The organism is Rhizobium lusitanum (genome assembly GCF_014189535.1).
GTDB classification, from domain to species: Bacteria; Pseudomonadota; Alphaproteobacteria; order Rhizobiales; family Rhizobiaceae; genus Rhizobium; species Rhizobium lusitanum_C.
This window is the reverse complement of the sequence record NZ_CP050304.1, coordinates 116,922-138,679: the sequence shown is the minus strand read 5'-3', so window position 1 is coordinate 138,679 and position 21,758 is coordinate 116,922. Positions and strand designations below refer to the sequence as shown.

At 58.6% G+C, this 21,758-nt stretch carries 20 protein-coding genes and 3 pseudogenes; 6 read left to right on the top strand and 17 right to left on the bottom strand.

Going from position 1 to position 21,758, the window contains the following annotated elements; genetic code table 11:
* Nucleotides 1-722 precede the first annotated feature (722 nt).
* The 13 genes and pseudogenes from HB780_RS00765 to HB780_RS00705 form a co-directional block, all read right to left on the bottom strand.
* Nucleotides 723-1,232, bottom strand: coding sequence for a hypothetical protein (locus HB780_RS00765; RefSeq protein WP_183686354.1), 510 nt, complete (start codon nucleotides 1,230-1,232; stop codon nucleotides 723-725).
* Nucleotides 1,233-1,564: 332 nt separating this feature from the next.
* On the bottom strand, nucleotides 1,565-2,878 hold the full coding sequence (trbI, locus tag HB780_RS00760; RefSeq protein WP_183686352.1) for an IncP-type conjugal transfer protein TrbI: 1,314 nt from the start codon (nucleotides 2,876-2,878) through the stop codon (nucleotides 1,565-1,567).
* 11 nt (nucleotides 2,879-2,889) lie between these two features.
* A complete protein-coding gene (gene trbH, locus HB780_RS00755) occupies nucleotides 2,890-3,342 on the bottom strand; it encodes a conjugal transfer protein TrbH (protein ID WP_183686350.1) in 453 nt (150 codons plus the stop codon).
* Nucleotides 3,342-4,187, bottom strand: a complete 846-nt coding sequence (trbG, locus tag HB780_RS00750) for a P-type conjugative transfer protein TrbG (protein WP_183686348.1) — start codon at nucleotides 4,185-4,187, stop codon at nucleotides 3,342-3,344. The genes trbH and trbG overlap by 1 nt, the downstream gene beginning before the upstream one ends.
* Before the next feature lie 16 nt (nucleotides 4,188-4,203).
* Complete coding sequence (locus HB780_RS00745; protein ID WP_183686346.1) at nucleotides 4,204-4,869, bottom strand: conjugal transfer protein TrbF; 666 nt, start codon at nucleotides 4,867-4,869, stop codon at nucleotides 4,204-4,206.
* 30 nt (nucleotides 4,870-4,899) lie between these two features.
* Nucleotides 4,900-6,105: a P-type conjugative transfer protein TrbL gene (trbL, locus tag HB780_RS00740; protein ID WP_183686344.1), complete on the bottom strand. Its 1,206-nt coding sequence runs from the start codon at nucleotides 6,103-6,105 to the stop codon at nucleotides 4,900-4,902.
* Complete coding sequence (trbK, locus tag HB780_RS00735; protein WP_183686342.1) at nucleotides 6,099-6,329, bottom strand: entry exclusion protein TrbK; 231 nt, start codon at nucleotides 6,327-6,329, stop codon at nucleotides 6,099-6,101. The genes trbL and trbK overlap by 7 nt, the downstream gene beginning before the upstream one ends.
* Nucleotides 6,323-7,079: pseudogene (gene trbJ / locus HB780_RS00730) on the bottom strand (P-type conjugative transfer protein TrbJ). Before trbJ ends, trbK begins: the two are co-directional and overlap by 7 nt.
* Nucleotides 7,080-7,104: 25 nt before the next feature.
* The gene (locus tag HB780_RS00725) at nucleotides 7,105-9,567 is read right to left on the bottom strand and encodes a conjugal transfer protein TrbE (protein ID WP_183686413.1); all 2,463 of its coding nucleotides are present in this window, start codon (nucleotides 9,565-9,567) and stop codon (nucleotides 7,105-7,107) included.
* A 2-nt stretch (nucleotides 9,568-9,569) separates the two neighbouring features.
* Nucleotides 9,570-9,869, bottom strand: a complete 300-nt coding sequence (locus HB780_RS00720; protein ID WP_183686339.1) for a conjugal transfer protein TrbD — start codon at nucleotides 9,867-9,869, stop codon at nucleotides 9,570-9,572.
* Nucleotides 9,862-10,269 (bottom strand): conjugal transfer pilin TrbC, encoded by a 408-nt coding sequence (gene trbC / locus HB780_RS00715; protein WP_183686337.1) that lies wholly within the window; start codon nucleotides 10,267-10,269, stop codon nucleotides 9,862-9,864. Before trbC ends, HB780_RS00720 begins: the two co-directional genes overlap by 8 nt.
* A complete protein-coding gene (trbB, locus tag HB780_RS00710) occupies nucleotides 10,259-11,230 on the bottom strand; it encodes a P-type conjugative transfer ATPase TrbB (RefSeq protein WP_183686335.1) in 972 nt (323 codons plus the stop codon). The genes trbC and trbB overlap by 11 nt, the downstream gene beginning before the upstream one ends.
* Nucleotides 11,227-11,862 carry an acyl-homoserine-lactone synthase gene (locus HB780_RS00705; RefSeq protein ID WP_183686411.1) on the bottom strand — a complete coding sequence of 212 codons (636 nt, stop codon included), beginning with the start codon at nucleotides 11,860-11,862 and terminating at the stop codon, nucleotides 11,227-11,229. The genes trbB and HB780_RS00705 overlap by 4 nt, the downstream gene beginning before the upstream one ends.
* 360 nt (nucleotides 11,863-12,222) lie before the next feature.
* Between HB780_RS00705 and repA the strand changes: the two genes are divergently transcribed.
* The 4 genes from repA to HB780_RS00685 all read left to right on the top strand — a co-directional run bounded on the left by repA (nucleotide 12,223) and on the right by HB780_RS00685 (nucleotide 16,494).
* Nucleotides 12,223-13,437 (top strand): plasmid partitioning protein RepA, encoded by a 1,215-nt coding sequence (repA, locus tag HB780_RS00700; protein WP_183686333.1) that lies wholly within the window; start codon nucleotides 12,223-12,225, stop codon nucleotides 13,435-13,437.
* A 26-nt stretch (nucleotides 13,438-13,463) separates the two neighbouring features.
* Nucleotides 13,464-14,474: a plasmid partitioning protein RepB gene (repB, locus tag HB780_RS00695; protein ID WP_286202833.1), complete on the top strand. Its 1,011-nt coding sequence runs from the start codon at nucleotides 13,464-13,466 to the stop codon at nucleotides 14,472-14,474.
* Between the two features lie 241 nt (nucleotides 14,475-14,715).
* Nucleotides 14,716-15,996 carry a plasmid replication protein RepC gene (repC, locus tag HB780_RS00690; protein WP_183686329.1) on the top strand — a complete coding sequence of 427 codons (1,281 nt, stop codon included), beginning with the start codon at nucleotides 14,716-14,718 and terminating at the stop codon, nucleotides 15,994-15,996.
* 273 nt (nucleotides 15,997-16,269) lie between these two features.
* A complete protein-coding gene (locus HB780_RS00685) occupies nucleotides 16,270-16,494 on the top strand; it encodes a hypothetical protein (protein WP_183686327.1) in 225 nt (74 codons plus the stop codon).
* 75 nt (nucleotides 16,495-16,569) lie between these two features.
* Here HB780_RS00685 and HB780_RS00680 read toward each other — a convergent pair whose 3' ends face one another.
* Nucleotides 16,570-16,920 (bottom strand): hypothetical protein, encoded by a 351-nt coding sequence (locus tag HB780_RS00680; protein ID WP_183686325.1) that lies wholly within the window; start codon nucleotides 16,918-16,920, stop codon nucleotides 16,570-16,572.
* Between the two features lie 74 nt (nucleotides 16,921-16,994).
* Nucleotides 16,995-17,729, bottom strand: coding sequence for a hypothetical protein (locus tag HB780_RS00675; RefSeq protein ID WP_183686323.1), 735 nt, complete (start codon nucleotides 17,727-17,729; stop codon nucleotides 16,995-16,997).
* 381 nt (nucleotides 17,730-18,110) lie between these two features.
* Here HB780_RS00675 and HB780_RS00670 point away from each other — a divergent pair.
* Nucleotides 18,111-18,461 (top strand): annotated as a pseudogene (locus tag HB780_RS00670) (Tn3 family transposase); the annotation flags it as partial.
* Nucleotides 18,462-18,595: 134 nt separating this feature from the next.
* Here the strand turns inward: HB780_RS00670 and fic are convergent.
* A complete protein-coding gene (fic, locus tag HB780_RS00665) occupies nucleotides 18,596-19,684 on the bottom strand; it encodes a protein adenylyltransferase Fic (RefSeq protein ID WP_183686321.1) in 1,089 nt (362 codons plus the stop codon).
* Nucleotides 19,685-19,864: 180 nt separating this feature from the next.
* Nucleotides 19,865-20,548: pseudogene (locus HB780_RS00660) on the bottom strand (recombinase family protein); the annotation flags it as partial.
* Nucleotides 20,549-20,946: 398 nt separating this feature from the next.
* Between HB780_RS00660 and HB780_RS00655 the strand changes: the two are divergent.
* Nucleotides 20,947-21,657 (top strand): helix-turn-helix domain-containing protein, encoded by a 711-nt coding sequence (locus HB780_RS00655; RefSeq protein ID WP_183686319.1) that lies wholly within the window; start codon nucleotides 20,947-20,949, stop codon nucleotides 21,655-21,657.
* Nucleotides 21,658-21,758 lie beyond the last annotated feature (101 nt).

Sequence of the window (21,758 nt, the reverse complement as noted above, 5' to 3'; positions counted from 1 at the left end):
GTTTGTCGCTTCTTTTTTCTACACTTTGCATCAATGCTCTCCGGTTTCAGGAGGAACACCTTAACCTCGTGTCCGAAAAACCGGCAGTAGGCCAGACTTCGACGCCGGTCATCACGCTTGACTCCGAGTACGCCAGGAAGGCAGCCCCGGCGCCGATCGCGTCCATCCCAACCTTTGCCAAGACCTCCGGCGCCAGCTCCGTCGTGATCGGCCCCGGTGACATTATTTTATCGCCTCCCCCGGTTCCGCGCTCGCTCAAATCCACATCTACCCCTTTGGTGGTCTGAAACAGGCTTCCAAATGGCTGGAGTAGCGCCGCTCATGGACCCGCTCATGGAAATAGGCAGTCACAACCGCAAACCGAAGTTTGATCTATCAACTGCGGGTCTTCTCTTTGAAGATTGCCCTAAGCACTACCGCAGTCGGTCGAGCGATTTAAGCGGCCCAGTTTGGAGCGTTAGCTCTCGCCCCGATGAAGTGACCACATCCACAGAACTCTCGGGCGACATCAGTTCGCCAAGTGTCACCAACCCTGGCCTCCCTATGGGCTTTGATCGCTGGCGACAATGTCCAACCTCTGCACTCACTGTACGCAACGCGACAGAAAAGCCAAATGCTACCCTGACTGCACTCGCATTGGCGCACGCACTCCCTAGTTTGGTTTCCTCGGTGAGGTCATTTTCTCGTCTGAGGAGATGTGTGCCCCGGCAATGTCCTTGCCGTTAGACGATCCCCGTACACTCTAGGTCGTCGCCGTGGAAGCAACAAACCATGACGCCGGCCGGATCGTCCCAAATGAAGCAGAAATCGGTAAGTCTGCTGGCTTGAGTAGACGTCAGGCGTCTCTTTGCGCTGGCCGCCTTGTGCATCAGGGCCAACGTCGTCTGCGTCTCGGTCACCAGATCATATAGGAAAGTCAAGTCTTTCCGGTCTTGATCTGGCCGCGTGATCTTGACGCGGACGAGGGGGTGCTCATGGTCTTTGCAGGCAATGGTCTTGATATGGTCAATGCTCTCGACGATCTCGATCGGGATCGACAACCATCGCTCGCATGCGGGCGAGTAAGAGAACTGGACGGTCAATGGGGATGCCGTGTCCGACTTCACCAGCCCGACGATCGAAAGATCCGAAGGGGTGGACAGTCTGGGCAAGCCGTTTGCTGCAAGTTTTGATAGGAAATCCGCTGGCTCATATGTCTGCATCTGAGTTCCTTTCACATTGCTGGACTGCATTGTCTCCGGCGGCAGTAGCCGCCGATGGATGCGACGGCAATTCGGTTGCACCGCACTGAGACGAAGCCTACCACGAACCGTATGTCTTAGCGTATGGGACAGGTTCAAATTTGTGCTGCGTCGACACTTCCTTCAGCACCTCACAGACGGCTGGCCGTTTGCGCCAGCGTTTCATCTGCAAGCGTGCCCACCACGTGCTGGAGCGCATTTCAGCCTTGCATGCAAACCTTGCGATGTATTGCCAACGTTCGGGCGGTTGGACGATCAGAATAGCTATGTCGAGGCGTTGGGAAAAGCGGGCCTTCCGACATAGGCGATTGCGGTCTCAGGAATTAGTCAGTTTTTTGATATGCACGGGGAAAGATAATGTCCTGGTCGACCAGGACGTTGAACTTGTATCCGGGCCGGATCTCCAGCGTTGGCTGGACGTCGAGATTCCTGTCGATCGTCCGCTCGGCGACCCGACCGAAGGTGTCGGCGAAATTGCGCCGAGCCGCGTCAGAGGCCGTGTCTTGCGTTGCTAGTGTAGAGCTCTGCGGGACAGCCATATCGATCCCGGTTCCAACAAGCGCGACCAGGATCGCCGACCCGAAAGTCCTGAAATAATGGTTGTTCACCTTGTCATTGAAGCCGCCGTAACCCTGCGCGTCCGTTCCCGCCATGCCGCCAATCTGCAGCGTGGAGCCGTTCGGAAAGATGATGTCCGTCCAAACAACGAGTGCCCTGGACTGCCCGAAGGACACTTTGCTGTCGTACCGCCCAAACAGCTTCGTTCCCTGTGGGATCAGCAGGCGGAGGCCGGTGGCTGAGTCAAAGACGTTTTGACTGACTTGAGCCGTGATGCGGCCGGGAAGATCGGAATTGATGCCGGTGATCAGCGTTGCCGGAATGACCGAGCCGCGCTTGAGTTCAAAGGGAGACCGCTGTGGCACAACCCTGTTCGGCAGATAACCGAGTTCCTTGATGTCGGCGTTGAAGAAGCCTTCCTTGGTGCGCTGGCCGTTGGGATCGAGGTTCTGACCGCCGAGACCCGCCTGTAGTGCGGCCGCATAGAGGTCTGTCGCCGATCCCGGCTGAGCGGCGTTCGCCGCAAGGCTCGTCGTCGTCGTATCGGTGGCTGCCTTTGTCTGCGCATCGATCTTGCCTTTGTCGATGACGAGCGGCGCATCATAGGCCGCGTCGCTGGCCTGAAGTCGCGCCATCCGCTCCCGATGGCGTTCGCGCAGATATTGCTCCTGCTGTTCACGCTGCAGACGCGCTTTCCAGACGGCCTCAGGCTCAAGCTGGGATTTTTCTTCCTGTGGGGGCTGACGTCTCTCTGCGGCAAACGGATTGGATGCCGTTTCCATTTTCGTCTCAACCGGCGTCGGCTGAAATGCCTGGGCCTGAGCAGGTTCACCGATGATACCGTCGCTGACGCCGCGCTTCAGTTGGTCGGCATAGCTCGAGGCGGGATTGCCCGATGTTTGGTCAAGGCCGGGATTGCCCCGGAAGTAGAGCCCGCGCGACGCAAGGCCGTAGATAATCACCGCGAGAAAGGCGATGACAAGTAGGATCACAACGATGACCGGCAAACGGTTGACCCGCCGGATACTGGATCCGCTTGCCTCCTCCGGCACACCGCCGAGCTTCAGGGATTGAGCCATGGTTCCCTCCCCTACCCGCGTTGCATGACGGAAAGCGGGCTCGCCGGCGCCGCCCCAGTTGCGCTTGCACTATAGGCCCGGCCGATCTCAACGCTCGCTGTCGATAGCCGCGCCAGGATCTGCCCGTCGAATGGCGAAATCACATAGGCCAGCGCGATCGTCTTCGCCTTGTCGTCCGTCTTCTGACCCGTGACAACGGTGTAGCCCCAGCCTTTGAGCGATGCTTCCAACGCCTCGCCGAAGGGCGAAGCATCCTTCTTCAACGAGATGGTTGCTGTACCGGGCCCGATCTGCTCGACAAGCCTGCTCACCATGTCGCCGGCGATAGCGCTTGCCGCCGGCCCGGAGATTTCGGTCGGGGCGTTGCTAATAACAAGTGCGCCCGGGCCGGTCGTCTGGCAGCCTGCCAGCGTGAGGGTAAGAATGCACATCGCCGCAGTCGAGCAGAATGACGCCAGCCCCATTACCGGCCTCCCCGGTTGATCGTGATCTTCTCCTGGTGCCAGCCGACCCCGGAGACCAGCACAGCCTTGTCCACCTGATAGTCGACCACCATCATATTGTCCTTCATGCGATAGTTGACGATTCGGTTCTGCCCGCCGGAGACAACGAACAGCACCGGGGCATCCTGGCCTGCGATCGAGCGCGGAAACTGGATGTAGGTTTTCATGCCGTCGCTATAGACCCGCGTCGGCCGCCAGCGGGCGCTGCCCGAAAGCGAATAGGCGAAGTTCAGTTGCTCGGCGGGTACGCCGGCGCCAGGGATGGTGCTCGCCTCCAGCCGGGCGTTGACGTCAGCGAGCTTGGTCGAAACATCCTCTGGATATTCGAAACCGACGCGTGCCATGTACTGGGTCGGCGTCGACTTGAGTTGAATATGATACGTTCGCCTCGATGTCGTCACGACCATCGAGGTAACCAGGTTCGACTCTGCCGGCTTGATGATCAAATGGATTACCTGACCGCCGACGGCGCCGGAGGTGGCCGGCTCGACCTTCCATCGGACGGTGTCGCCGACCAATACGTCGCGGACCACCTCGCCTGCCTGAAGCTCGATGTCACAGACCTGCAGCGGCGAGCACACCACAGAGGGCTGTACCTCGCCAAACAGGAAAATGACCTTGCCGTCGCTGCCCCTAGTAACAACGCCACGCCCGCCACGCCATTGCCCGGAGATCCCAATTCCCTTCGCTTCATTGGGACTGACGTCTTGCGCGGTTGCCTGGGCCGGGGACAGCTGCGATGCGGCAAGCATGAGTGCGGCGGCGATCGGAAGCACGGCGGGAATGGGTTTTGTTCTGATGATCATATACGGGCCATGCCTTTCAAAGTTGGGCTGTCCAGTCGAAGTCGCGGAGATAGAGACCGATAGGATTGAGGCGAATGACGCCCTCATCCTGTGGCGGTGTCAGCGTCACGGTGGCGATGCCACGGAAGCGGCGCGGCTGGCCGAGTTCGCTCCCCTTGCGGTCGCGCTCGAATTCCGTCCAGTCGATCTGGTATGACTGGTTCGACAGCGCGACGATGTTGTTGACCTCAATCGCAACCGTTGCGCCCCTCGCCTTGTCGAAGGGGGAGTTGGATCGGAACCAGGCATTGATCTTCTCGGTTGCCGGATCCGACGTCCTCAAAAGCGCGTAGGTGCGATCGATATATTGCTTCTGGACGACGGCATCCGGCGTGACGCTCCTGAAGTTCGAGACGAAACTGCCGAGCGTCGCACGCACGACACGCGGATCGGCATACTCGATCTGCTGCGGGAAACCGGCATTCGCCGCCGTGCCGAGTTTGTCGACCTCGACGATATAGGGAACCAGCTTGACCTGCGTGCTCTGGAACAGGGCATAGGAGAACCCGATCACCGCCATCAGCATTCCGACGATGCCGACGATACGCCACGCCGCGGCGGCTTTCACATAGGAACCGTATCGCTCGCTCCACTCCTGGCGGGCCGCGATATAGGGATTGTCTGGACCATCACGCTGGGACATGCGGACCTCGCCGATTGATTTTGCAGATCCTCATTTCCCGGATCCCATTTTTCCTGCTCCTGCAGAGCCCCTATGCGCTGAGGCCCGGTTGGCTTCATCGAGTTTGGCGTTGGCAAGGCCAAGTGTTGAGGTTCCGTATGTGCCGCGGCCGTCCATCGCTTGATCGCGCGCGGCAGCCGCCACCGCACTTGCGGCGGCAGCGCCTCCGCTCGCCATCCCTTTCAGGGCAGCGCCCGCCATCGAAGATCCGGTGCTGCGAGCATCGGAATATGCGGAGGCTCCGGCCTTGGCACCACCCCACGCAAGGGTTCCGGTTCCGACCGCCGTGCCGATCGCGAAGTTGGCGGCCTGCGACCCATGCCGGATCGTTTCCATGCCACCCGTGACGGAGGCACCCTGGATAACCCCCTGGATGATGTTCGGCACATACATTGAAATGACGAACACCACGACGGCGATGCCGGCGATAGCAAGCGCCGTCTGATACTGGTCGCCAACCGAGGCATCGTTCGCCATGCCGATCAAGACCTCGGAGCCGATGCGCGCAATCATCACCAGCGCCATCAGTTTCATTCCGACCGAGAATGAATAGATCAGGTAACGGATGGCGAAGTCCTTGGTGTAGCTCGAGCCGCCAAGGCCCAGGAGAATCATGCCGGCGAGCAGGCCGACATACATCTCGACGAGCACGGAGATGAAGATTGCAGCGACCAGCGAGAAGGCAATGACGCTGACGATCATCGCCAGTGCTGCCGAAAGCGCCAGCGCATTGTCCTGGAACAGGCCGAAGCTGATTTTCTCCGACATTTTCGAAGCGACAGTCAGGCCGGCATTGAAGACGTTAGCCGGCGAAGCGGAGCCGCCGCCGGCTCCGATCTGGAACAGGCTGTCGACGATGGCCTTCGCCAGCGCCGGGCCGCGCTCGAGGACGAAGGCAAAGAAGCCGATGAACATGATCCGTCTGACAAGCTCGGCGAACCAGGCGTCGAGCGAGGCAGCCTGAATTGCCAACCACACGGCGGCAATACCGACCTCGATACCGGCGAGGATCCAGAACAGCGAGCGCGCGGCGCGGCTGATCGTGTCCTCCCAGCCCTTCGCTGCCGTGACGATCTGGTTCTCCAGCGTATTCAGCACGCTGCCATCCTGAGCCAGCGCCGGACTTGCTATGACCAAAACGCCAAGCGCCAGCGCGATCGGCAGAAGCCGCGCACCTGAAGTCCTGTCGACTACCATCGTGGTTTCATCTCCTGGCCGCCTGTCAGGTCGTAATTTTTCTGGCCGCCGAAGAATTCCTCCACGCGCTTGCGGGCTTCGTCGCTGGGCGGACATCTGGACGCTGCGATCCCGGCGGCTGACTGTGACGTATCGTTGGATTGAGTAAGGAGCCACACCGCTCCTCCGGTGGTGGCTGCAGTGGCGAAAACGACGACGACGAGAAATAGCTTCGAGACTACCATCTGGGCTTCATCTCCTGTCCCCCCCGACATCGACGGTGTCGTCGCCTTGAAGAACTCCTCGCGGCGCGCCTGTGCGAGATCCTTCTCAGCCTGCTCGGATTGGTACCAGGTACCCATCATCGTCATCTGCTGGGAGACGAGACCGCGCAGCTTCTGCATTTGGGCGACTTCCTGCGCCGCGATCTCATGGCCGACCTGCAGTGCCTTCATCTGGCCGTCAGCGCGTTCCGACATCGACCGGAGCGAGGACATGGTGGACTCCTCGGAGGAGAACTGTTCTGCCGTCAGGTTTGCGGCCTTCAAGGTCCCGGCGATCGTATCCCGGTTGGTGATTGACCAGTTCTGATAGGTCGACGAGAAGGATGCCCCGTCCGGCAGGTTCGATTTGAAATCGGCAAAACTCTGAAACCGCTGCTTCAGCACATCGTCGATATTGCCCATCGAGAAGGCGACGCCCTGCCCCTGAGAAACCACGCTCTTGAGCTTGTTCAAATCGCCCTCGACTTGTCCCCAGATGTGGTTTGGCAATTGTGCGGTGTTCTGCAGCATGTTGCTGTAGATATTCAGCTGGTTCTGAATCTGCTCGGCGAGTTGGCTAATCTGGGTGATCTGGTTGTTGACCTGTTCGGCCGACTTGCCGACGAGACTGATCAGCTCAGTGTTGTTGGCAAGCTGCGTCCACTCGGTCGCCTGTCCGGTCACGCCGCCCGCGTTTACAGGCGATACCGCGCCGGCAAGTACGAGGATCATTGCGAAAGGAGCCAGGCGCATGGCGTCAGGCCTTGCTCGCGGAAAAATACGTCGCTGCATGAGCGATCCCTCTCTGTTCGAGCCAATGGAGAGGCCATCCGGCCCCATGTTGCGTTTCGAGAGCGCGGACCCGGGCGAGATCGTCCTTGCTGGAGGCCCCGACAAAGGAAAGCGCCACCGGTCCGAGCGTCATGTCAAAGAGCCGCCGCCCCTCGGGCGAGGCAACGTAGTATTCGCGCTTCGCAAGTGCGGTCGCGACGATTTCGATCTGCCGCTCGTTGAAACCGATACGCTCATAGAACTCACGCGTGCCGGTCTCGCGCGCAGCCCCATTGGGCAGGCAAATCTTCGTCGGGCAGCTTTCCTTCAGAACGTCGACGATCCCCGAACGCTCCGCATCCGAGATCGACTGCGTGGCAAGCACCACGGCGCAGTTGGCCTTTCGCAACACCTTCAGCCATTCGCGGATTTTGTCGCGGAAGACCGGGTGCCCGAGCATGATCCACGCCTCATCGAGAATGATGAGGCTGGGGGCTCCGGTCAGGCGTTTCTCGATCCTCCGGAAGAGATAGGTGAGTACGGGCACGAGATTGCGCTCGCCCATGTTCATCAACTCCTCGACCTCGAAGGTCTGGAACGAACCGAGCGCAAGCCCGTCTTCCTCTGCGTCGAGCAGCTGCCCCATCGGTCCGTCGACCGTATAGTGATGCAACGCCTCCTTGATCTCGCGCATCTGAACGCCGGAGACGAAATCCGAGAGCGAGCGGCCGCGCGCCTCCGCCATCAAACCGATCTGGCGGGATATGACATTGCGGTGGTCGGGCGTGATCGCCACACCCTGCAGCGCCACCAACGTCTCGATCCATTCGGTCGCCCAGGCCCGGTCGGCATCGGTCGAGAGATCCGACAGTGGGCAAAAGGCAAGTGCCCTCCCCTTCGCGTCGCTCTCGCCGCCGATCTCGTAATGATCGCCGCCGGCGGCCAGCGTCAGCGGCAGCATCGAACGACCTTTGTCGAACGCGAAGATCTGCGCATCGGCATAACGTCGAAACTGTGCCGAGATCAGCGCAAGCAAGGTCGATTTGCCAGAACCGGTGGGCCCAAACACCAGCGTATGGCCGACATCGTCGACGTGAAGGTTCAGCCGGAAGGGCGAGGAGCCGCTGGCGACCTGCATCAGCGGCGGCGAGCCGGGCGGATAGAACGGGCAAGGTGCCGTCGGACTGCCGGACCAGACTGAGTTCAGCGGGATGAGATCGGCGAGATTGCGCGTGTTGATTAGCGGCTCGCGGATATTGGCGTACCAGTTGCCGGGAAGTGATCCGAGAAAAGCGTCGGTGGCATTCAGGGTTTCGATCCGCCCCCCAAATCCTTCGGCCTGGATCAGTCGGCGCACGGCCTCGCACTTTTCCTGAAGCCGGGTGCTATCGTCATCGAACAGGACGATGACGGGTGTGTAATAGCCATACGCGACGAGCTGGGAGGATGCTTCCGCGATCGCATCCTCTGTCTCCGCTACCATCAGCATCGCATCCTGGTCGATCGACCGGCTTTGTGTCTGAAACAACTGGTCGAAGAAGGGCCGTACCTTCTGCTGCCACTTCTTTCTCGTGCGTTCGAGCTTCGCCCTTGCCTCCTGCTCGTCGAGAAAGATAAAGCGGCTTGACCAACGATAGGTCAGTGGCATCAGGTCGAGGGAATTGAGAATGCCCGGCCAGCTTTCCCCCGGCAGCCCGTCGATCGCGATCACGCCGAGAAACCTGTTCTCGACTTTGGGGGCGAGCCCATGCTGCAGCTCAGCCGTCGCCAGCCAGTCGAGATACATCGGGATGTCAGGCAGACGGACTGGATGGTTTTCGCCAGTGATGCAGAAACGGACGAACTGAAACAACTCGTCATAGCGAGCGATCCGAAAACCACCGCGGTCCTCGGTTTCGTGCGTCACCATGCGGCGTATTGAGATGACGTTGGCGAGATACTGCTCGACCTCGCGGATCGAGGTACGGAAGGTTTCCAGCGCCGCTTCAGCATAAGTGGCTGATCGGCTCCCCGCGTCGGCATACACATAGCGCGCAAGCCCGGATCGCCGCGGCTCCGGCGGCCTCCATGTCAAGATCAGCGCGTGCCGGCTTTCGAAATGTCCGCTCTCACGCTCGAAATGAGATCGCCGTTCCGCATCGATGGCGCGCGTCACCGGATCAGGAAAGTGGCAGACGTCTTCCGCCGGATAGTCGATCGTCGGCACGCGGACGGCTTCCACCTGGATCATCCAGCCCGTGCCGAGCCGCGACAGGATCGTGTTGATCTGCCGGCTGACGTCGTTGCGCTCGGCGTCGGTCGAGCTTTCGCTGTCCGGCCCCGCGAAATACCAGCCGGCCATGAGGGAGCCATCTTTCAGCAGGACCACGCCGTTATCGACCAGGCCCGCATAGGGAACGAGGTCTGCAAAGGATGGGCCGGAATAACGAAAAGGCTTCAGTGCGACCATCGTCAATACCGTCGCCACGGTGTGGAGGTCGGCCTGTAGTAGGTCCGATAGGAAATGTGCCTGATATAGACACGGCGCATAAGCGGATCGGCTTTCGCCATCATGCGAAGGGCTGCGACCGCGACCAGCCAGATGGCGGCGCCGAACAGTGCGGCATACCAGGTCAGAACCACGAAGATGAGGATCACAGCCGCGAGCGCTGTGAGGAGCACCAACTCGCGGTCGGCGCCCATCAGGAGGCTAGGCCGTGACAGCGCCCGATGCACCCGTGAGCGGGCGAGATTGGAGCTGGGATCAACCATGAGCGCCCTCCCCTTTCGGCCCGCGCAACGTCATTTGTTCAGCAGTGCCTGGAGCAGGTTGTGCGGTGTTCTCGCCGATCGAAGCGCCTGTTGCGCCGAACAGCGCCACGATCTGGGTCGCACCGAGAAGAACGCCGCCGACAAGCGCGACATAGCAAAGCCTTCTGGCAAAATCGTTGAGCTCGCCGCCGAAGATCAGCATGGCGCCGGCGATGGCAACGGCTGCGAGTGCAATAAAGCCGGCGACCGGACCGGTTATCGACTGCTGAATCTGCTGGAGCGGAGATTCCCACGGGAGACCCCCGCCACCCGATGAGGCAAGTGCCGGAGCGACTAGCGTGTTGGAGAAAAGCAAGACCAGCGCGCCGCCGGCCAGGAAACGTTGATAGTCACGCGACATGGCTGTCCTCATCAATTTGTGCGTAATGTTCGGTGCGGTAGCGGGCATTGGCGTAGCCTTCGACGTTGATGATCTCGCGGACCCGCCTCCCCTTCCCTGTTCGCTCTATGGAAACCACCAGATCCACGGCTTCGCCGATCACCTCCTGCATGGGCTGGTGGCTGGCTTCCGCCGTCAGTTGCTCCAGCCTGCGAAGCGCCGACATCGCCGTATTGGAATGAATGGTCGTGACCCCGCCCGGATGACCGGTGTTCCATGCCTTAAGCAGCGTCAGCGCCGCACCGTCGCGGACCTCACCGACGATAATGCGGTCAGGCCGCAGTCGCATCGTGCTTTTGAGCAGTCGGGCCATGTCGATGGTGTCACTGGTATGGAGCGATACCGCATTCTCTGCGGCGCATTGGATTTCTGCTGTGTCCTCGAGAATGACGATACGATCGTCCGGTGCGCTCGCGATGATTTCGGCGATGACTGCGTTGGCAAGCGTTGTCTTGCCGGATCCCGTTCCGCCGGAAATCACGATGTTCATTCGAGAGGCGATGGCGCTGCGCAGCACCGAAGCCTGCGCTTCGGTCATCACCTTCGATCGCACATACTCATCGAATGGGATAAGGCGCGAGGCGCGTCGCCGGATCGTAAATGTCGGTCCCGAGACGACAGGCGGCAGGAGGCCCTCGAAACGATGTCCGCCGATCGGCAGCTCGCCGGAAATGATTGGCTGCTCGGGGTCTGCTTCCGAGCGCAGAGCGTGAGCGACGCTGCCAATAATTACTTCTGCGGCGGACGACGTCAGTGCGCCGGCCGCCATGACTCCATGGCCAAGGCGCTCGATGAAGAGCTTCCCATCCGGGTTAAGCATGATTTCGACGACTGTTGCGTCGTCGAGAGCGACGCAGAGCTGATCGCCCAGGGCATCCTGGAGTTTGCGGACGAGACGGGGATGGGAGCGCAGCTGGGTCACGCGACGCTCCTGATCCGTGCCCCGCCGAGCTGGTGGATCGAGTGATAGTCGTGAGGGCAAACCCGTTCGAAGCTGAGGCGATCTGCCGGCAGGCTTCCGGCAACAGCGATGGTGTTGCCGATCGCGGAAGCTTCGCCGAGCCGGCGCATTGGCCATCCGGCCCGCTTCAGAATGCGCTCAAAACGGAGATCGGTCGCCGTTACGATTTCACTGTAGCCGTTCGCGATCGACCATTCGATAATGCCAGCGAATAGGGTAAGCGTCGCGAGATGCAGTTGACCTCCCTCCCTCCCCGAGACAAGGGAGGTGTCGACGCAGAAGCGCGAGCTCTCGACCATTCCGGGGTGTACCGAGAGCGAGCCGGATTTAAGCAGTTGAGGAAAAGTCTGTGCGAGCATCGTCGGCCCGCAAGCCGGAAGAAGACGGACGCAACCGGCGACCAGTCCGCTCTTGGTGATCGCCAAGAGGTAGGTCGGCTTGCAGTCATCATATTGGTCACGCTCTTCGCCTGCCGCGATAGACACGTCCCATTCGAGACGGTCGCCGAACACTGCAGCGCGAAGACGGTGCATCTGTTTCAGGGGGTTTCGAAAACGTTCGTATTGGTCAGGCGAGACGGTCAGTATTTGCATCATGATCTCCGCGTAAACAGGTCATGCGGACAGAAATCACCTCGCTCAGCGTGTGCCTACGTGCAGATTTGCACCTGAGGTGATTCTACTAACTCGGCGATATGCGTTGGAATGTGAGCGTTCGATGGACGCCAAAGGTTAAGGAAGACGTGCAAATCTGCATTTCGCGCCAACTGCCGCAACTTCCAGGGCATAGCCTATCTAGCGGATTGCAATAGATAAATCGGCCTGAAGAGCAAAACTGCCACTCGCGCCTTAACCATCTGTTAACCAAGTAAAGTTTGACGAGGAAAGGGAATCGGGTAACTGTTGCTCGACGGAAAATAAGCGACGATCGGTTAAAAACCGTCGTGAGGTAAAATGAAGACGAAAATCACTACGAACGATGCAGCTGAATCATCAGCCGACAAGATCAGTAGGCAATCTCAATTGCTTTCTGCGCAACTGCAATCGATTCGTGAACGTCTTTACGAACCCGAGGCGGCGAAAACACTGAAGACCTACACGTCCCGCGATGTTGCTTCCCTGCTCGGCATTGCTGAATCCACACTGCGGCAGATGTCGCTGGATGGTGAAAGTGCCATCCCCGATCGGCAGGACAACGGGCGGCGGATTTATACACTTCCGCAGATTAATCAGATTCGCGAGCATCTAGCACGTCGCCGTCCGTCTGAAGCGCTGGATTTTCTGCCGCGCCGTCGCAAGGGTGACAAACTGCAGGTCATCACTGTCGCAAACTTCAAAGGCGGTTCGGCCAAAACGACCACCACCGTGCATTTAGCGCATTACCTTGCAATTCAGGGACTAAGGGTCCTTGCAATCGATCTCGACCCACAGGCCTCCCTCTCCGCGATGTTCGGCTATCAGCCTGAATTCGATGTCGACGAGAACGAGACCGTTTATGCAGCCATCCGTTACGACGAGCAGCGGCGACCCATCCACGAAGTTATTCGAAAGACCTACTTCGATGGGATTGATCTGATCCCTGCAAATCTCGAACTCATGGAGTATGAACATGAGACGCCTCAAGCCATCGCCGCTGGACACGGTCGTGGTGACGGAATTTTCTTCAGGCGCCTAAGCTCAGTCATTTGTGAGGTCGAAGAAAACTACGACGTGGTTCTGATCGATGCCCCGCCGCAGCTTGGCTATTTGACCCTAGGCGCCCTCTGCGCGGCCACCAGTCTACTGATCACGATCCACCCTGCTATGATCGATGTGGCGAGCATGAACCAGTTCCTCGCCATGATGAGCGACCTGATGCATGTCATCGAAGAGCGGGGCGGCGTGCTCAGTCATGACTTCATCCGCTACGTGTTGACTAGACATAACCCGAACGACGGTCCGCAAATCAACGTCGTTACTCTTCTCAGATCGTTGTTCAAGGATGATGTGCTTGCGCCTGCTGTTGTGGAGACAACAGCGATCGCGAGCGCCGGCCTGAAAAAGAAGAGCCTCTACGAGATGTCGCGTGGAAGCGTCGGGCGCGACACATTGAATCGGGCGCTCGAGTCCGTCGATGCTGTCAACGGCGAAATTCTTGACCACATCAAACAAGTTTGGGGGAGACAATGACCAATCCTCGCGAACGAAACCAACGAATGAAAAGCCTTTTCGCTGGTGTGAACCCGGACCACCTTGCAAAATCTGCAGCGCCCTCTGTTGCAGACGCAGACAAGCGGCGCGTGGGATCGGTGGCGGTCAAGTCGATGGATCGGGCTTTCGTGTCCATCGAAGAAGAAAACAGGCGCCTTCACGACCAACTCCTCTCATCGGAGGTGATCGTTGAGCTCGACCCGGAGCGCGTTATCCCGTCATTCGTCAACGATCGCCTGGACATTGAAGGTGACCGAAGCTTTCAGGCATTCGTCGAGGGGATCAAGGAAGCCGGTCAGAAACTCCCGATCCTTGTGCGCCCCCTCCCCGACAAGCCCGGGTACTATCAGGCTGCCTACGGCCATAGACGGCTTCGAGCCTGCCAGATCCTCAAGCGTCCGGTCAAAGCGATCGTTCGCGCACTGTCAGACGAGGAACTCGTCAAATCGCAGGGGATCGAGAATTCAGAACGCCTCAACCTGTCCTTTATCGAGCAAGCTCTTTTCGCACTGGCGCTCAAGGCACGGGGTTATTCCAGGGAGCTGATTTCCGAAGCTCTCGGGCGGAAGGACGGCCAGAAAATGGCCTATATCTCAATCCTCACCAATGCCGCGGCATCGGTGCCCGTCGATCTTGTCCGTCTGATTGGTCCTGCGTCCGCAATCGGTCGCCCGAAGTGGGAAAAGCTCGGCTCGCTGATAAAGGATGGCCGTCTTTCTCCCGAGCAGAGCAAGGCTGTTGAGAGCCTCGTTCGTTCGTCGGAATGGGAGACCAGCGACAGCGACCAGCGATTTGGATTGGTCCTGGATGTCTTGGGCCGGCCGATCAAGTCTGAGCCCGATATCACGGAGATCGAGGTCGCTGGTGGTCACATCATCGTTGCCAGGCGATCTGGCGCTGCGACCAAATTTGCTGTTCCAGACGATCGAATTCCAGGGCTCTCGGCATGGCTTGTTCAGAAACTGCCAGAGTTGGTCGAAGAGTTCCAATCGACCCAGCGTGGAGGAGAGCGATGATGAGATGATGACGAAATCGAAAAAGGGTCCATCGACGCCAATCGACAGACCCTTAATTCAATAGCCAACGGAACGAAATTCGCACCGCCAACATCAGTTCTAGCAATCTGATTCTAGGCCGGTCGTGACGCTTAATCAAGTCTCTGTAAACCCAGGGATCGATTTTTTGCGTCCAGCTTCTGCTTGGCTTCCCCAAAACAATCTTTGGAACTGTGGCTCCTAGGACCGCAGCGGGAAACCTATGACCGATATTACATCCGTCGCGTCCTTCAGACGCGTGACACCAGGCATCGTTGCCAGCGCAAGGCTTGCGATGGCCAATGATGTTCCCGACGTCACAAAAAGTGAGATCGCACTGTTGTTGAAACGCGCCGCACCGGTGCTGGGCATCGACGGTACGGCTTACCATGTCATGGATATTCTCCTTGGACTATCGCGTGCAGATGACTGGAAAGGCGCTGGACGCCCGATCGTCGCGATCTCGAATGCGAAGCTCGCCGAATATACCATGCGATCCGAGCGAACGGTGATGCGCTGCATTCGACGACTGGTCGAAGTTGGCATCGCTGCCTATCGCGACAGCGCGACGGGTCGCCGGTTTGTATATCGCGACAAGCAAGGTGACATTTCTGTTGGCTACGGCATCGATTTTACACCGTCCCGTGTTCGTGCCGAGGAGATCAAGGCGGCCGTCGAGCAATACCAGGTGAAGCTCAACAGAGAACTTGCGGCGAAAAGAGATATTTCTCGTCTCGCACGCGCCGTCCAAGACTTGAGCAAGGCATTTCCGGAGAACAGTGCAACTTGGAGAGACCGGGTAGCTAAGGTGCAGGCCTCGGGCCTGGACTTGGAGCCTCGCGCGCAAGCGTTGAGAGAACTGCATGCTGAGATCGTGGTTGAGACAACGATCGATCGATTCGAACATAATTTGTCATGCGAGGGTGACATCAGCGTCACGCCTAATACTTATACAACCCAAGAATCCCTTTATATAAGTAACGATCAACGGACCCGCTCTAACGAGCGGGCACATAAATTTCATAACGGCAGCAAAGCTGCCGAAATGGCTTTTGAGAAAAAGCCTGCGGCAGACGATGGAACTAAGCAAAGTAATTTGGGTGCCCGGGAAGGGCGCGATCCGGATACGATTCAGGGTGAAATCTTGGGGTCGGTATCTATTGGGCTGCTGCAGGTGGGCTGCCGGGAAGCGCAGGTCATGATCAGTACGCGGTTTGATAACTGGTCCTCGCTGGGTCGCGCCGGTGAAACCCTGCGACGGATGATCGGTCTTTCCGAGGCGGGGTGGGCCGATGGTCGGGCCAAGGTCGGCCTATATGGCGCCAGCGCTATCTTGGCGATAGTACTTGAAAAGTCACTCCGTGACCCAGAGCAGATATCCAGGCCTGCCGGCTACTTCCGAGCCATGATTGATCGTGCGGTCGAGGGGAAGCTGAATCTCGAGCGGTCATTGTTCGGGCTGGCAGGCAGTTTCTACGGCGCGTCGGGGGAGGCTGGTCAATAGTAACAGCTGTTACTTTTTCAACGCCTGGCCAAAATGAACGACGCCCCGTCTTGAGCTACTACATCGCATTGCTAGCGTTCTAAGTCGCCACCAATGAAAGTAACAGCTGTTACGTTTTCGCCTGGTGCGCAGCACAGGTAACCTGACCATGCGATCTTTGGCGCGGGCTCGCTGGGCTCCGATCCTTATTCCAGATCTCTGTCGCTCAGCTTCAGTCGGCCGGTCGCGCGAGCCCGGTCAAGATGCCAGAACTAGCGATACTGCGCGCGGTGCATGAAGAAGACACCCGGCACCGCCACGAACACGACGAGCAACAGGTTCAACGCCGCCTCGGCCGACACCGGATGCGCAGGATCCCGGTTGAGCGCGAACGCAAGCCCTATCTACATCGCCAGCATGATCGCGGCGAGCGGCATCACCCCGAAGAAGATCAGCAGGACGGTCTGCCAGGGGCGAAGCGACCTCGTCCATGCGCCAAAGCGATTTGCCGATGAATAATCTGACCGTCCGTCCTGGCTAGGCTGCCCCGCGCTCCCGTCAGACATCGCGCGTGGGGCGCCGTTCCCGACCCGATCAAACATCAGTTTGCCGCAGTTGTTTTCGCCACGCCAATGCGCCCACCAGCGTGAAGACGAGGCCAATGCCCAGCAGAAACATGCCGATCGTCTTTCCGCCAATTTCGTGGTTGTTGCTCGCGCTGATGGCGGCGGCGGCCTGGTTGGCATCGGTCGCCGTCATCGCCGTCGCGAACGCCGCGTCCTGGCAGCGGTCAAGCATTTCTGTCCCATGATCCTTCATCCTTTCTCGGCACTGCGCAACCATTGTAGGGTCGGCCTTGGGCGGTCCCCCGCCAAAGCTCATAAATGCGCCCACCGCGAGCAACACGATACCGATGGCTATCAAGAGCCGATGGTTTAGTTTCATTGTCTTATACTCCCCACATGCCGGTTTTATCGTGCCCGGAAGATCAATGTTGCGCGGGTCTGGAAGCTCCCGGGCTAGCGATTGAACTTCGTAACCAGCAAAGCAAACAAGGCCACTGACACCGCGAAGGCGAGTGCGCCTAGCGCGATGGATCGCGTCCATAGATAAACGATGACGGTGCAGCCGCCCACAAACAAAGGCCCGATCCATTCCACCACGAACTTGGGCGGCATGCTGGAACGTGCGGGGTTACTTGAGGCATAGCCGTCAGAGGAGGAGGCATCAGACGCATCATCCCGCGCTGGCTTTCGACCGTTTGGGAATGTCGAGGCAAGCGCAGGTGTTGGCCAGGCATCTGCGCCCGCGCCGCTAAGGAGCCAGATCGGGTCGGCATTTTGCCAGGTTTTGAAATCTGCCACCATGGTCTCGAAAATCGGCCCCGGACCGTTGTCGAGGCGATCCATGGAGCCGGCGGTTTCTCTTAGCCACGACTCTGCATCCTCAGGATCGGGAAGGCCAGCCGTTCGGACGAGGATGAAGGGTCCAAAATCGCGCTCCATCAACGCGACAAAGCCATCATAGATGGGAGCGTATTTCTCACCGATACCCCTCAGCACGGGTACGCGCCGCCGGCTCAGCCGGACGAGCGCCTGCTCGCGGCTCGTCACCAGGTAAGGATAGGTTGTGTCCTCGGAGTAGCTGGATTCGACCTTGAAATTCTCACGCTCTCCATCCGGATCATCAATGTCAAAATTGTCGAGGATCCGAGCACGGACAATGTCGGCTTCCCCGATCAGGCACCACCACAACAGCGGAATCGCGTTTTTGGCTTCCAGCTCGCTGCCGCCGTCACGCCAGAACTTCCGCTACTCGCCAGCTTCACCCGAAGGCATACGAGGCCGCTCAGATGCGTTGAGGAATTCGTAATGTGCCATTTATGAAGCCTTCTGAAACCGACGCGCGATGCTGATCCGCTCGCCCACGAACGGGGGGGAAAGTGGTGGTCTGCCGTCAGATGCGTATTCCAGTGATGCCGGACGGTTATTCCGACATGAAGCCGGACACTTTCGCTTGCCTAAGGGTCGATTTGATCTTTGGAGGGAATGGAGTTTGAGGTCAAGTCGGTGCGGTTTCAGCACACGTCATCGCGCACTGTTGGTGCATGCTTTCGCCGCTGAGTTCGATACGGTAACGATGTGTCGCCTTTGGCGATGGCGGCCGAGCAACATGCTACCGTCCGCAAATATGCCGGCGCGTTCCTGCAGCCGTTCAAGTTCTCTCGCAGCGCCGGCACGATCCATTGCTTGCCGCTGAGGCAACTTTATGCGGAAGGGCGGCGCGTGTTGCCGGATCGCGTTCCTGTTGGCCATCTGGCGAAATCGGAGCGCGAGCTGATCTGCGAAAATGGAAAGCCAGATCGACGTCTCTATGAGATCGCAACGCTTGCTCTGTTGCGCTCGGGAGATGTCTGGGTCGAGGGCAGCCGCTCTTTCCGGCCTATAGATCAACATCTCATGTCTAAACCTGCCTTCGTTGCTCTTCTCAACGATACAAATGACATTGCCGCGCGCATAGACGCCCAGACGGGCAGGCAAGTTAGCCTTCTTTCTAGACCTTTATATGGAACCGTAAGCTAGATTTGGTTCGGAAATGCCAGCGGTTCATCGAACACGCTTCATCGTGGGCGATCGCTGAGAAGAGCGAGCAAGGCAGGATTGATATAGAGGTTTTCCCGTCCGGCTTTTATCTCCTGCAGCAGGCCCAACTCCGCAAGGGATTTCAGATAAACCGATGCGGCCTGCCGTTTCGCAATGCCAGCGGCCACCAGATCGCCGATACGGCAATAGGGGTTCACGAAGATCACCTCGGCCAGTTCCCGGGAGTAAATCTTCGGCAAATCTCGCCTGATCCGCTCTGCAGTTTGATCGAGCAGATCCCGGATGGAACGAATGCGCGCTGTCGACCAGTCGGCGGTCTCTCGGATTGCCTCAAGCATATAGAGGACCCAGTCCTCCCAAGCGGAGTCTGTTGTCACGGCGAGGAGGCGATCATAGTATGCACGCTTGTTGCCGATGATGTAACGGCTGAGATAGAGGACTGGGATATCCAGCAGGCCCTTGTCGACGAGGTAGAGCAGGTTCAGCACTCGTCCCGTTCGGCCGTTGCCGTCGATGAAAGGATGGATGGCTTCGAATTGGTAGTGCATCACGGCAAGCCGGATCAGAGGATCGATATCCTCTTCCTCGTGAATGTATCGTTCCCAGTTCGACAGCTTGTCCCGCAGTAATGCTTGGCCCTCTGGCGGGGTGTAGATAACGGCGCCGGTCGCATCGTTCATCAGCGCTGTTCCCGGCGTTGCGCGGATATCCAGCTCGATGCCCTTGATGGTCCTGCATACGGCGATTGCCGTGGAGGTCGATACCGGACGCTGTTTGAGCGTCTGAAAGCCTTCACTGAGCGCGGTACGATATCGCAGCGCTTCCTTGGTTGCCGGATCAGCCTGGCTGCTGACCTCGTTCGCAAAGCGGAACAACCTGTCGGTCGTGGTGACGATGTTCTCGATCTCGGAGCTCGCCTGCGCCTCGAGTAGCGGAATAGAATTGATCAGGACCGCCTGGTTGGGAATGAGCTGGCCGGAGACGCGCAGCTCCGCCACCGCTGCGCGCGCCGCGATGCAGGCTTTCAGCACGGCTTTCGTCTCCACGTCCTCTCGCGGAGGTAAGGATGGGAGGTCGTTGTAAGGGCGGTTCGGCTGAAACGGCATGTCGATCGATCCTCGCGTAAGCGACATGTCGGTGGATATGTCGTCGGCATCGACACATCGTCAATTCATGTCGATAGAATCGAGATATATCGACACATTATGCGTCTCGCAAGTTGCTCGTACAAATGCGGGGGCCCAGCAAATGAACCTTCGCAACTCCGCTGCCTCATGTTTAGGCTCTCAAGAGCGAATGAGCCCGAAGTGCCGCGCTTCATCCAATAGCGCCCTGACAGAAGACGGCTGCCATTTACCGCCACCCCGTGGCGGTCGCTCACGCATCTGGTCCAATTGGGCCGCAATATCGCGAAGCGACAGATCAGGATCGGCAATGGCAATGCCGGCAACCAACCGCATCAGATGATCCTCGGGCAGGCGGCGAGGGGAGGGCTTGATCAACTCCGGCTCTACGAGTTTTTCGCGCACCATCCGCTGGACCGCCCGGCGCAATCGGTTGACTGTCCAGTCGTGGCCTTTTCGATTGAGGATCCGCACGACATCGTCCAAACTATGCTGTGGGCGTAGCTGCCGTACGGTTGCAGCTATGTCTGCGCCGACGAGATTAGTTCATCCAGATAGACGCGGCCACGGGCGGCCGAGACCGCACGCACCGTCTCCGGCCGGCGTTCCCGAAGCCCGCGATTGCCAGCAAGCCTGCCGCGTGCCTTGGCGGCCTGCATGCCGGACTTGGTGCGTTCCGCGATCAGGGCTCGTTCGAGTTGGGGGACGGCGCTGAGCACCCGCAGCGAAAACATGCCCTGCGGCGTGTACGTGTCGATCGGGTCGCGTAGGGAGCGGAAAATGTTCGCCCCATTTCTCGAGGTCTTCAATGACGTCGAGCAAGTGGCTAACTGATCGGGCCAGGCGATAATTGCTCAGCCTCTATTGCGTGAGGCTCTGGCTACCCTGGGCGATCCCTCCGAAATACAGCTTTTGGCTTCTGTATGGATCGCAATCGCGCAGGCTGGAGCCATGCCTCGGTAGCAGTCCGCGCACGAAAATTGGAAGCGGCCGCCACGTTGCTTTCGCATTGTTCTTCTTGGCGCAAGATTTCGAGCAGATATTGTTCCGACCCAAATCGGGCAACTATGGCTAGCACCGTCATTCAACGTGGGGCAGTAGGGAAGGGAGTGTATTCATTTATTCATCTTAGATTGATTTAGCATTTCTTTATGGATTCGTTGATTGCAATTATGCCACCTCGATGAGACGTCGGGGCGAGTTTTGGAAATCCCGGCACCAGCGTCACTTAGGGTGTTCCTGCGGTGCATACTCCAATTCTGGCTGCCTATCTCGGTTCGGATGCGGCGGCGGCCAGATCCTTAGCACGAATGGCAGTTTCGCTGAAGCAGGTCGATGTTCTCGACCACCGATCCTTGCGGCCAGGCCATGCGGCGGGGATCGTTATCGTCGATTGTCGATCTCCCGAGTACGACAAACGCAAGCTCTTTGAGAAACTGTCTCCCCAGCTCGTGCAACTGGCTCTCGTCTCCGAAAGCAGCCTCTACCGGGCCGCCATTTTCGCGAATGGCTATTTCGATTATTTGCTGTGGCCGCTGATCGAGCAAGAAGTGGTGAGTAGGCTCGCCGGTTGCCTCGCTCAAATTGATCGAAACTCCGCTGGGTTGTATTTCACAAACGATCCCCTCGTACAAAAGTCATGCGGTCTCCTGGTGCGACGGGTAAATCAGCAGACCACTTTGAGTGAGCTGGCACGAATGGTTGGCACCAACCGGACGACGCTTGTCGATCGCTTCGAGGCCATCTTTGGTTGTGGGCCTATGACTTGGTTACGGCAATACCGAATGGCCGAGGCGGCAAAACGCTTGCATGCCGGGTACGAAAGCGTCGCGACTATCGCGGAATCACTAGGCTACGAGAATAGCAATAATTTCTCGACCGCGTTTAAGGCGATTCATGGTCATTCGCCGCTAGGCTATCGCAAAATGGTATTGCGCAAAGAAAAGCCTGTCTGACGCAAAGGTACGGCGCGAACGCTGCTGTTATACATCTTATGAGAGCGGAATTGTCTATGCGCACCTATAAGCTTTCCGCCTCGGGCCTAGCGGCTCTCGGA

Excerpts from the sequence above, each read along its gene's own strand:
- repB (WP_286202833.1), top strand. The coding sequence starts at position 13,464 with ATGAAAAGCCTTTTCGCTGGTGTGAACCCGGACCACCTTGCAAAATCT.
- HB780_RS00685 (WP_183686327.1), top strand. The coding sequence starts at position 16,270 with ATGAAGAAGACACCCGGCACCGCCACGAACACGACGAGCAACAGGTTC.
- HB780_RS00745 (WP_183686346.1), bottom strand. The coding sequence starts at position 4,869 with ATGTCCCAGCGTGATGGTCCAGACAATCCCTATATCGCGGCCCGCCAG.
- HB780_RS00705 (WP_183686411.1), bottom strand. The coding sequence starts at position 11,862 with ATGCAAATACTGACCGTCTCGCCTGACCAATACGAACGTTTTCGAAAC.
- trbL (WP_183686344.1), bottom strand. The coding sequence starts at position 6,105 with ATGGTAGTCGACAGGACTTCAGGTGCGCGGCTTCTGCCGATCGCGCTG.
- fic (WP_183686321.1), bottom strand. The coding sequence starts at position 19,684 with ATGCCGTTTCAGCCGAACCGCCCTTACAACGACCTCCCATCCTTACCT.
- repC (WP_183686329.1), top strand. The coding sequence starts at position 14,716 with ATGACCGATATTACATCCGTCGCGTCCTTCAGACGCGTGACACCAGGC.
- repA (WP_183686333.1), top strand. The coding sequence starts at position 12,223 with ATGAAGACGAAAATCACTACGAACGATGCAGCTGAATCATCAGCCGAC.
- HB780_RS00765 (WP_183686354.1), bottom strand. The coding sequence starts at position 1,232 with ATGCAGTCCAGCAATGTGAAAGGAACTCAGATGCAGACATATGAGCCA.
- trbK (WP_183686342.1), bottom strand. The coding sequence starts at position 6,329 with ATGGTAGTCTCGAAGCTATTTCTCGTCGTCGTCGTTTTCGCCACTGCA.
- trbC (WP_183686337.1), bottom strand. The coding sequence starts at position 10,269 with ATGTCGCGTGACTATCAACGTTTCCTGGCCGGCGGCGCGCTGGTCTTG.
- trbG (WP_183686348.1), bottom strand. The coding sequence starts at position 4,187 with ATGATCATCAGAACAAAACCCATTCCCGCCGTGCTTCCGATCGCCGCC.
- HB780_RS00680 (WP_183686325.1), bottom strand. The coding sequence starts at position 16,920 with ATGAAACTAAACCATCGGCTCTTGATAGCCATCGGTATCGTGTTGCTC.
- HB780_RS00720 (WP_183686339.1), bottom strand. The coding sequence starts at position 9,869 with ATGGTTGATCCCAGCTCCAATCTCGCCCGCTCACGGGTGCATCGGGCG.
- trbI (WP_183686352.1), bottom strand. The coding sequence starts at position 2,878 with ATGGCTCAATCCCTGAAGCTCGGCGGTGTGCCGGAGGAGGCAAGCGGA.
- HB780_RS00725 (WP_183686413.1), bottom strand. The coding sequence starts at position 9,567 with ATGGTCGCACTGAAGCCTTTTCGTTATTCCGGCCCATCCTTTGCAGAC.
- trbH (WP_183686350.1), bottom strand. The coding sequence starts at position 3,342 with ATGGGGCTGGCGTCATTCTGCTCGACTGCGGCGATGTGCATTCTTACC.